Source organism: Longimicrobiales bacterium (genome assembly GCA_035764935.1).
In the GTDB taxonomy this organism is placed as follows: Bacteria; Gemmatimonadota; Gemmatimonadetes; order Longimicrobiales; family RSA9; genus DASTYK01.
In genome coordinates, this window is sequence record DASTYK010000187.1 from 39,281 (window position 1) to 46,889 (window position 7,609).

7 protein-coding genes are annotated in these 7,609 nt (G+C 68.2%); 3 read left to right on the plus strand and 4 right to left on the minus strand.

Annotated elements, in window-relative coordinates; translation table 11 throughout:
* Nucleotides 1-14: 14 nt before the first annotated feature.
* Both VFU06_16725 and tenA read right to left on the minus strand, forming a co-directional pair.
* Nucleotides 15-1,064 carry an alcohol dehydrogenase catalytic domain-containing protein gene (locus VFU06_16725; GenBank protein HEU5211043.1) on the minus strand — a complete coding sequence of 350 codons (1,050 nt, stop codon included), beginning with the start codon at nt 1,062-1,064 and terminating at the stop codon, nt 15-17.
* A gap of 7 nt (nt 1,065-1,071) precedes the next feature.
* Nucleotides 1,072-1,779 (minus strand): thiaminase II, encoded by a 708-nt coding sequence (gene tenA, locus VFU06_16730; protein HEU5211044.1) that lies wholly within the window; start codon nt 1,777-1,779, stop codon nt 1,072-1,074.
* Nucleotides 1,780-2,006: 227 nt separating this feature from the next.
* On the opposite strand from tenA, the gene VFU06_16735 reads away from it, so the two are divergent.
* From VFU06_16735 to VFU06_16745, 3 genes are all read left to right on the plus strand, one after another.
* Nucleotides 2,007-2,381: a hypothetical protein gene (locus VFU06_16735; protein ID HEU5211045.1), complete on the plus strand. Its 375-nt coding sequence runs from the start codon at nt 2,007-2,009 to the stop codon at nt 2,379-2,381.
* A 199-nt stretch (nt 2,382-2,580) separates the two neighbouring features.
* On the plus strand, nt 2,581-4,992 hold the full coding sequence (locus VFU06_16740) for an ABC transporter permease (protein HEU5211046.1): 2,412 nt from the start codon (nt 2,581-2,583) through the stop codon (nt 4,990-4,992).
* Between the two features lie 137 nt (nt 4,993-5,129).
* The gene (locus VFU06_16745) at nt 5,130-5,480 is read left to right on the plus strand and encodes a DoxX family protein (GenBank protein HEU5211047.1); all 351 of its coding nucleotides are present in this window, start codon (nt 5,130-5,132) and stop codon (nt 5,478-5,480) included.
* 7 nt (nt 5,481-5,487) lie between these two features.
* Here the strand turns inward: VFU06_16745 and VFU06_16750 are convergent, their stop codons facing one another.
* A complete protein-coding gene (locus tag VFU06_16750; protein ID HEU5211048.1) occupies nt 5,488-6,972 on the minus strand; it encodes a glycoside hydrolase family 172 protein in 1,485 nt (494 codons plus the stop codon).
* 16 nt (nt 6,973-6,988) lie between these two features.
* A partial coding sequence (locus VFU06_16755) for an HAD-IC family P-type ATPase (protein HEU5211049.1) occupies nt 6,989-7,609 on the minus strand: 621 nt, incomplete at its 5' end.

The window sequence follows — 7,609 nt, forward strand, 5'->3', positions numbered from 1 at the left end:
GTTCCGCGACACGTTCACATCTCCAGCACCACCTTGCCCCACCCTTCCTCCCGCGCTGCCAGGGCTCGATACGCGTCCACGCCCCTGGCCAGCGGCAGCCGGTGCGTGATCAGGCGTGCGAGCAGGTCGACCTCGCGTCCGGCGAGAACGAGCGCATCAGGGAGCAGCCGTCGCGCCGGGCATCTTCCCGCCACGTAGGCGAGGTTGCGGTCGTACAGCTCACCGGGCGAAAGCGCGAGGCTCGGTTCCGTGTGTACTCCGACAGCGGCGAGCCTGCCGCCCGGCCGCAGCATGTCCGCGGCCGTGCGTGTCGCCTCGGGAGAGCCGACGGCCTCGATGGCGCAGTCCGCACCCGGGCGATCCGTCACCTCGCGCACGCGCGCGACGAAATCATCTTCGCGGATCGACAGCGGCGTTGCACCGAACGCTGCAGCGAGCTGGAGGCGTGAGGTGACCGCGTCCAGCGCGAAGACGTGGCGGGCACCGCGCGCAATCGCGGCCCGCACCGCGAGCACGCCGACAGGACCGCAGCCGACGATCGCAACGACGTCGTCTGCACCGACCTGCGCCATCTCCGCAGCGAACATCGCCGTCGCGAGCACATCGCCGGCCAGCAGTGCGACGCCGGCATCCGGCAGGGTGTGGGGTACACGCACGAGCGTCGAATCCGCTAGCGGCACACGCACGAACTCCGCCTGTGCGCCATGCAGCCCCGTGCCGTTCTGCACCCATCCGAAGAGCTGCCCGCGGACGCAGCGTGCCGTCAGGCCGACGGCGCACGCCCAGCACGCTCCGCAGCTGGTGGTGAACGGCGCAACGACCCGATCACCGACGCCGAAGCGTTTCACCGCCGATCCGATTTCGACCACGTGCCCGGTGAACTCGTGACCCATGACCGTGCCGGGGTCGAGTCCGCGCTCGCGTCCGAGGTACGGATGCAGATCGGAGCCGCAGATGCCGGCGGCCTCGACTCGCACGATGACGTCTGCGTCGTCGCGGAGGATGGGATCGGGGACGGTGCCGTAGTGCAGCGTCTCGATATCGGCGAACGTGATCGCGTTCATGAGCCGGTCATCGCGTGACCGCGGCCGCTTCTCTTCCCTGCACCTCGTCTGGCGCCCACGCCTCACGCCGCCAGCACATCTCCCAGAACATCCACTCGTACCTGGACGACAGCACGAAGATGTCGATCAGCCGCTGTCGCTTCTCCCCCGAAGCGCCTGCGCCGAGCCGGTTCATCTCCTCGATCAGCCAGTCGCGGGCGGCGATGAACTCCTCCGACACGTACATCGCGATCCAGTCGGCGTACCGCGCGTCCGCGGGTGTGCCCAGCTTCGCCATGTCAGCCGCCACGTACGCGTAGCCCCATGCGCACGGCAGCAGCGCGGCCACCAGGTCGGCCATGTCGCCGTCCGCGGCGGTGCGCACGAGGAAGTCCGTGTACGCACGCGTCGTCGGCCACACCGGCTCACGTTCCAGCTCGTCCGGGCTGATGCCGAAGCGTTCCGCGTACGCACGATGCAGCCCCATCTCCAGGTTCAGCGTCAGATCGAGAATTTTCGCGTACCACTGCATGGAATCCAGGCGATTGGACTTCGCCGCACCCCACGCGAACATGCGCGAATACTCCTTCAGGTACAGGTAATCCTGGCGGACCCAGTTCCTGAAGACGTCCGGATCCAGCGTGCCGTCGGCGATGCCGCGCACGAACGGGTGCTCGAGCTGCGCGTCCCAGAGCGGGCGGGCGGCCTTGAACAGGTCGTCGGTAAGCTTCTGCATGATCTGCTGATCGGGTTCGGGTGCTCCGCGCACCGGATCGATGAAGCAACGACGTCGCGCGGCGGGGCGTACGTCGCATGGCTCAACCTACCGTTCTGTCGGGATTCCCGCCTGTTCGTTACGACGTTCCGCCGGCGGAATCCCGGCAAGGCTGAAACTTTCCCCTCGCGCCACCCGACCTGCATGCTTCAGTTCCAGATCATCATACTGCAAACGACCCGACGAAGGTGGACCGACTGGCGTTCCGGCGCGCAGGCGACGGCAGAGTCGAGAGCGCCACCGTTTCCTTCAGCGGTCAGACGTTCGCGCTGCACCGGCTGGTGGCAGGTCCCTCAACGGACGAGCTGCGGGCATACACCGGTCGCTACTTCAGCGACGAGGCGGCGACGGTGTACATGGTCGAGCTGCGCGGCGACACGCTGGTCGCAACGCACCACAGAAACGGAGACGTTCGCCTGCGCGCCGTCGGCGACGACGCGTTCGCCGGGGTGGAGATCCCGCTGCATCTCCAGTTCGCGCGCGATGCGCGGGACACGGTCACGGGGCTGCACATGTCGATCGTGCGGACGCCGCGTGTGTGGTTCGAGCGGATCGACAGGTAGACATCAGGGGCGGGGCGCATCACCGGCCGGTGCGTCCCGCTGGTCCCGCTCGCCAAGGCCGAGCGCCGGACCCCACCGCAGCGCGTGCGGCGTCGCATCTCACGACATCCGCCCCAGCGCCATTGTCGCGCACCGCGCGCCCGTGCATCCGTGCGGGGTCGTCCCGCCGATCCGCCTGACCTGCTGCCCGGAGGACAAGTTGCGCGATATCCGCCATGCCTGGCGCGCGCTGTTGCGTGCACCCGGCTTCCTCATTGCGACCATGACGACCCTCGCCCTCGCGCTCGGCGCGGTGACGGGCATGTTCAACGTGGTGAAGACGGTGATCCTGGAGCCGCTTCCCTTCCCTGCGGCGAACCGGCTGGTCGCGATCCTGGGTACCGCACCGGGTTCCGACCTGCCGGAGGAGTTCGGGCCCGGCCTCGAATTCTATCTGCACTACGGCGAGCAGTCGCAGCTGCTCGAGGACGTGTTCGTCTTCGCGGCCGGCACGTCGACGCTGCGCACCGACGACCGCGTCGAGCGCATCCCCATGGCATGGCCGACCAACGAGATCTACACGACGCTCGGCATCCAGCCGCAGCTCGGGCGCCTGCCGGTGGCGGAGGATGGTGACGACGTCGTCGTCATCAGTGATCGACTCTGGAGCAGCTGGTTCGGGCGCGATCCCTCCGTGATCGGGAGATCGTACTTCGTCTCGGACGGGATGAAGCGCATCATCGGCGTGATGCCGCCCGAGTTCACGTTCCCATCGGACGAGACGCTGCTGTGGGTCGCTTCGGTCTTCGAGCTGGAGGACGTGCAGCCAGGTCAGTTCGGCCTGGGCATGATCGGCCGCATGAAGCCGGGCGTCACGCACGCCGGTCTCGCCGACGAGCTGACGAAGCTGTCACGGGAGCTGCCGGAACGATTTGGCGGCTCACCGAACTACGCCCGTGTCATGGAACAGCACCGCGCGATCGTGGAGCCGCTGCTCGATCGCGTCGTGGGCACGACTACGCGGACGTCGCTCTGGGTGCTCCTCGCCGGAGTCGGAATCGTGCTCGTCATCGCGTGCGTCAACGTCGCGAACCTGTTCATGGTGCGCGCGGAGACACGGCGCCGCGACATGGCCGTGCGTCGCGCGATCGGCGCCGGTCGCGGTGCGCTCGTGCGCCTGCAGCTTGCCGAGGCGTTCCTGGTCGCGCTGCCCGCTGGTGTGCTCGCGGTCCTGCTGAGCGCCGTGACGCTGCCACTGTTCGTTCGTGCGGCGCCGGACGGCATTCCACGGCTGAGCAGCGTGGGCCTGGACGGCACCACCATTGCCGCCGCGTTCGTGCTCGTGCTGGTTGCGGGGCTCGCGTGTGGGTTGGTGCCGGCCCTGCGCGCGTCCGCACCCGACCTGGTGCGGCTGCGGGAGGGGGGGCGCGGCTCCACCGGCCGCAGCCGACTGGGGCGCGACGTGCTGGTCGTCGGGCAGACCTCGCTGGCGCTCGTGCTGCTGATCGGCGCCGCACTGCTGCTGCAGAGCTTCGACCGGCTGCGCAGCGTGGACCCGGGCTACGAGATCGAGGACATCTACACCTTCCAGTTCGCACCGGACCAGGAGCACCTGGTCGACGGGCCCTCGTTCGGCGCCATGCACCTGGACTTCATGCAGCGGCTGCGCGGGCTGCCCGGCGTGACCGGCGTCGGCATCGTCAACAACCTGCCACTGGACGAAGGCACGGGCGGCACACGCTTCCTCAGCGACGACATGACGGACGAGAGCGGCGGCGCACTTCTCGATGTCAACTTCGCCGGAGGCGACTACTTCGAGGTGATGGGCATCGAGATGCTGTCGGGTCGCGCGTTCACGAGTGACGAGGCCGTGCGGCCGAACAACAGCGTGATCATCAGCCGCTCCGCTGCCGAGCGCTTCTGGCCGGGGCGCAACGCCGTCGGGCAGCGGCTGCGCTGGGTGCAGCCGGATGGACCTGTCGCGTTCCAGGTCGTCGGCGTGGTCGAGGACGTGAAGCAGAACGACTGGCGCGAGGAAGGCTCGGCACTGGTGTATGCGCCGCTGACCGGGCCGGCGCCCGACACCTGGGCAATGGGGTCGCCTGCCTACGTCGTGAAGTCGCCGCGTGCGGACCGGCTCACGCCCGAGGTCCGTGCACTCGTGCGCGAGGTCGCGCCGGAGGCGCCCGCGTACCGCGAGTACACCATGGAATTCCTGGCCGAGCGCTCGATGATCCAGCTCTCCTTCACGATGCTGACACTCGCCGTCGTCGCCGGACTGGCGCTGCTGCTCGGCGTCATCGGCCTCTACGGCGTGCTGTCCTACGTCGTCGCGCAGCGCACGCGCGAGATCGGCGTACGCATGGCGTTCGGTGCGACGACGGGTGCTGTGCGGCGCCTCGTGGTCTCGCAAGGCGCACGCGTCGTGCTGATCGGCGTCGTGCTGGGGACGGCGGCAGCCCTGGCATCGACACGCCTGCTCGACGCACTGCTGTTCGGCATCAGCGCTGTCGATCCGATCGTGTTCGTGCTGATGTCGCTGATGATGCTCGCGATCGGCATGCTGGCGAGCTACATGCCGGCACGGCGGGCGAGCGCGGTGAATCCGGTGGAGTCGCTGCGAAGCGACTAACGAAGCCGGTGGCGCCCGGCGCTGGCTTTGACGCCACCGTCCGGAACCGCCGCCGGATCGTGTCACAGATCAGGCCTCTCCGGTGTCTACTGTATGAACACTGACTCCGCTCATACAGCCGTCAGGAGAGGCACGTCGTGTCTTACGCCTACTTGTTCGTTTCGCTCCTCCTGGTCTCCCTGCTCGTGTATGCGGGTGCCCGGAAGCTGTCGCATCGAGGCGATGTCGTGGCGAGCTATGCCCGGGTGGGGGTACCGGAGGAGCGGCTCGACGCACTGGCGGCAGTACTGTTCGTGAGTGCGGCGGGCCTGGTGGCGGGAGTGTTCATCCGTCCGCTGGGCATCGCTGCCGCTGCGGGGCTGGTGATCTATTTCCTGGCGGCACTCACCGCCCACTTCGTGCATCGCGACGCGAGCAACGCCGGCACGCCGCTGGTCATGCTGGTACTGGCGGCGGGCGCGTTGGTGCTCCGGATCCTTGTGGCGTGAGTGGCCGCTACTCCGCGCGCCGCAACACGAACCCGTCGATCCCGACCAGGTACCCGTCGGAGTAGCCCGACGATCTCGCATCCTTCCCCAGCAGCTCCACCACCACCGTGGCGGTCCCGGCCGCCAGGCGCACGTTTCCGAACGAGATCGGCCCGGTCGGCTCGACCGTCCGTGAGAACCCGTCGACGAGCGGCTGCAGGGGCTCGTCGTTCACCCTGAGCTGGAAGATCCCGTAGTCGTTCGCACGTGTGAAGAAGCCGACGAGCTCGTATGTACCCGCGGCCGGCACCGGGAGCTGCAGCGACAGCCGGTTTCCCGGTCGCGCACCGACCCACCAGAGCTGTGCCTCACCGCCCCAGCCGCTGTCGAACGCACCCATCTGCTGGACCTGCAGCTCACCGCCCGTCACGGAAGCCGACGAAAGCAACGCCTCCGCCTCGATCTCCGGTGTCGCCAGGCGGCTGAGCGGTAACAGGTCGCGTGGCAGACTCACAAAGGACGCGTGCGGCTCGGTCTGATACCAGAACGCCACGGTCGCGTACTCCACGCCAGGCTGGTCATTGGTGCCACCGTGCTCCAGGTCGAACCGGAAGCTCTGCCGGAAGGGGATCGGGTCCTCGATGTGCCAGCGGTAGGTGTTGATGCGGCCCTTCTCCTCGTCCTTGATCGTGACTCCGTGGTACGGCGCGCTGTACTCGCCCGTGTCATAGTACCAGCCGGAGGAGAAGTAGTCCTCGGTCCCGGTGCCGATGTATGAAGGCTGGCGCTCACCGTCGATGTAGATCCGCTCGTCGCCTTCGAGGTAGCCGAGGTGACTCCCCTGAAGCGGCTGCATGGACGCGAGTGTCCCCACGTAATGGCCGCGACCGCGCGCCTCCAGGACCGCAACCGGGCTGCCCGCCTGGGTGAGATGCTGCCGGTACTGTGCGTGGAAGTACAGGACGTCGTCCGGCAGTCGATCGTACGTGAGGACGTCGATGTTGTAGTAGAAGCGTTCTGCGGCCCTGCGTGCGGTGTTCGTGATGGTAATGCGCGCGCCCGTCCGGAACGGCATCGGCCAGTAGCTGTTGTAACCGCCGCTGGTCATGTTGAGCGGCAGCGACGTGAAATCCTTCCACTCGCCGAAGCCCATCCCGAAGAAATCCGACAGCGGCACCTCCACCGAAGGCTGGGCCTCGCCGTCCCAGTACGCGCGCACGATCATCTGACGCTGGAGCTCACGATCATTGCGCGGCGAGACGGTCACCCACAGGCGTCGCACGACGCCGGCACCGTCGTGCTCCATTAGCGTCGGGGTCTCGCCGGGCGCGATCGCGACCCAGTCGTCGTTGCCGCCGGTGCGATCGTAGCTCGAGTAGTGTGCCGCGCCCGCGTCGAACGGACGCGTCAGGCGCTCGAGCGCGCTGCCATGGCCGATAGGCGGCGCCTGAGCGGACGCGGGTATGGCGGCAGCGACGAGCAGAACGCAACAGCACGCGGCGAGTGGGCGCATCAGATCCTCGACCGGTTCAGGGTCGGCTCACTGTCGGGGTGCGACGCGGGCCGTGCACGCGCCGCCGCGCGCCGGGCGGCACCACCGGCGGGTGCGGCCTGCCGCCGAGCAGGCGCAGCCCGTTGGCGGCGACGAGCAGTGTGCTTCCCTCGTGTCCGACGACCGCGAGCGGCAGCGGAATTCCGATGGTCAGCGCCACGACGACGAGCATGGCCATCCAGCCGATGCTGAAGAACACGTTCTGCCGCACCACGCGGCGGGCGCGCTTCCCGAGATGGATGACGTAATCGACCTTCTCGATGTCGTCGCTCATGAGCACGACGTCGGCGGTCTCGATGGCGACGTCGGTTCCGATCGCGCCCATGGCGACGCCGATCGTGGCGGCGGCCATCGCCGGTGCGTCGTTCACGCCGTCGCCGACCATTGCGACACCCACGGAGCTTTCGCGCAGCACGCGCACCGCCTCCACCTTTTCGTGCGGCAGCAGGCCGGCGCGCACCTCGTCGGCACCGATCTCGGACGCGATGGCGCGCACGGCGTCGGGATGATCACCCGATAGAACCGTGATCCAGCGCACGCCCTCGTACTTGAGGTGACGCACCGCGGCGGCAGCGTTCGGCTTGAGCTCGTCACCGAA

What these genes read in the sequence shown, in the direction of transcription:
- VFU06_16725 (HEU5211043.1), bottom strand. Translation starts at nt 1,064, where the DNA reads ATGAACGCGATCACGTTCGCCGATATCGAGACGCTGCACTACGGCACC.
- tenA (HEU5211044.1), bottom strand. Translation starts at nt 1,779, where the DNA reads ATGCAGAAGCTTACCGACGACCTGTTCAAGGCCGCCCGCCCGCTCTGG.
- VFU06_16750 (HEU5211048.1), bottom strand. Translation starts at nt 6,972, where the DNA reads ATGCGCCCACTCGCCGCGTGCTGTTGCGTTCTGCTCGTCGCTGCCGCC.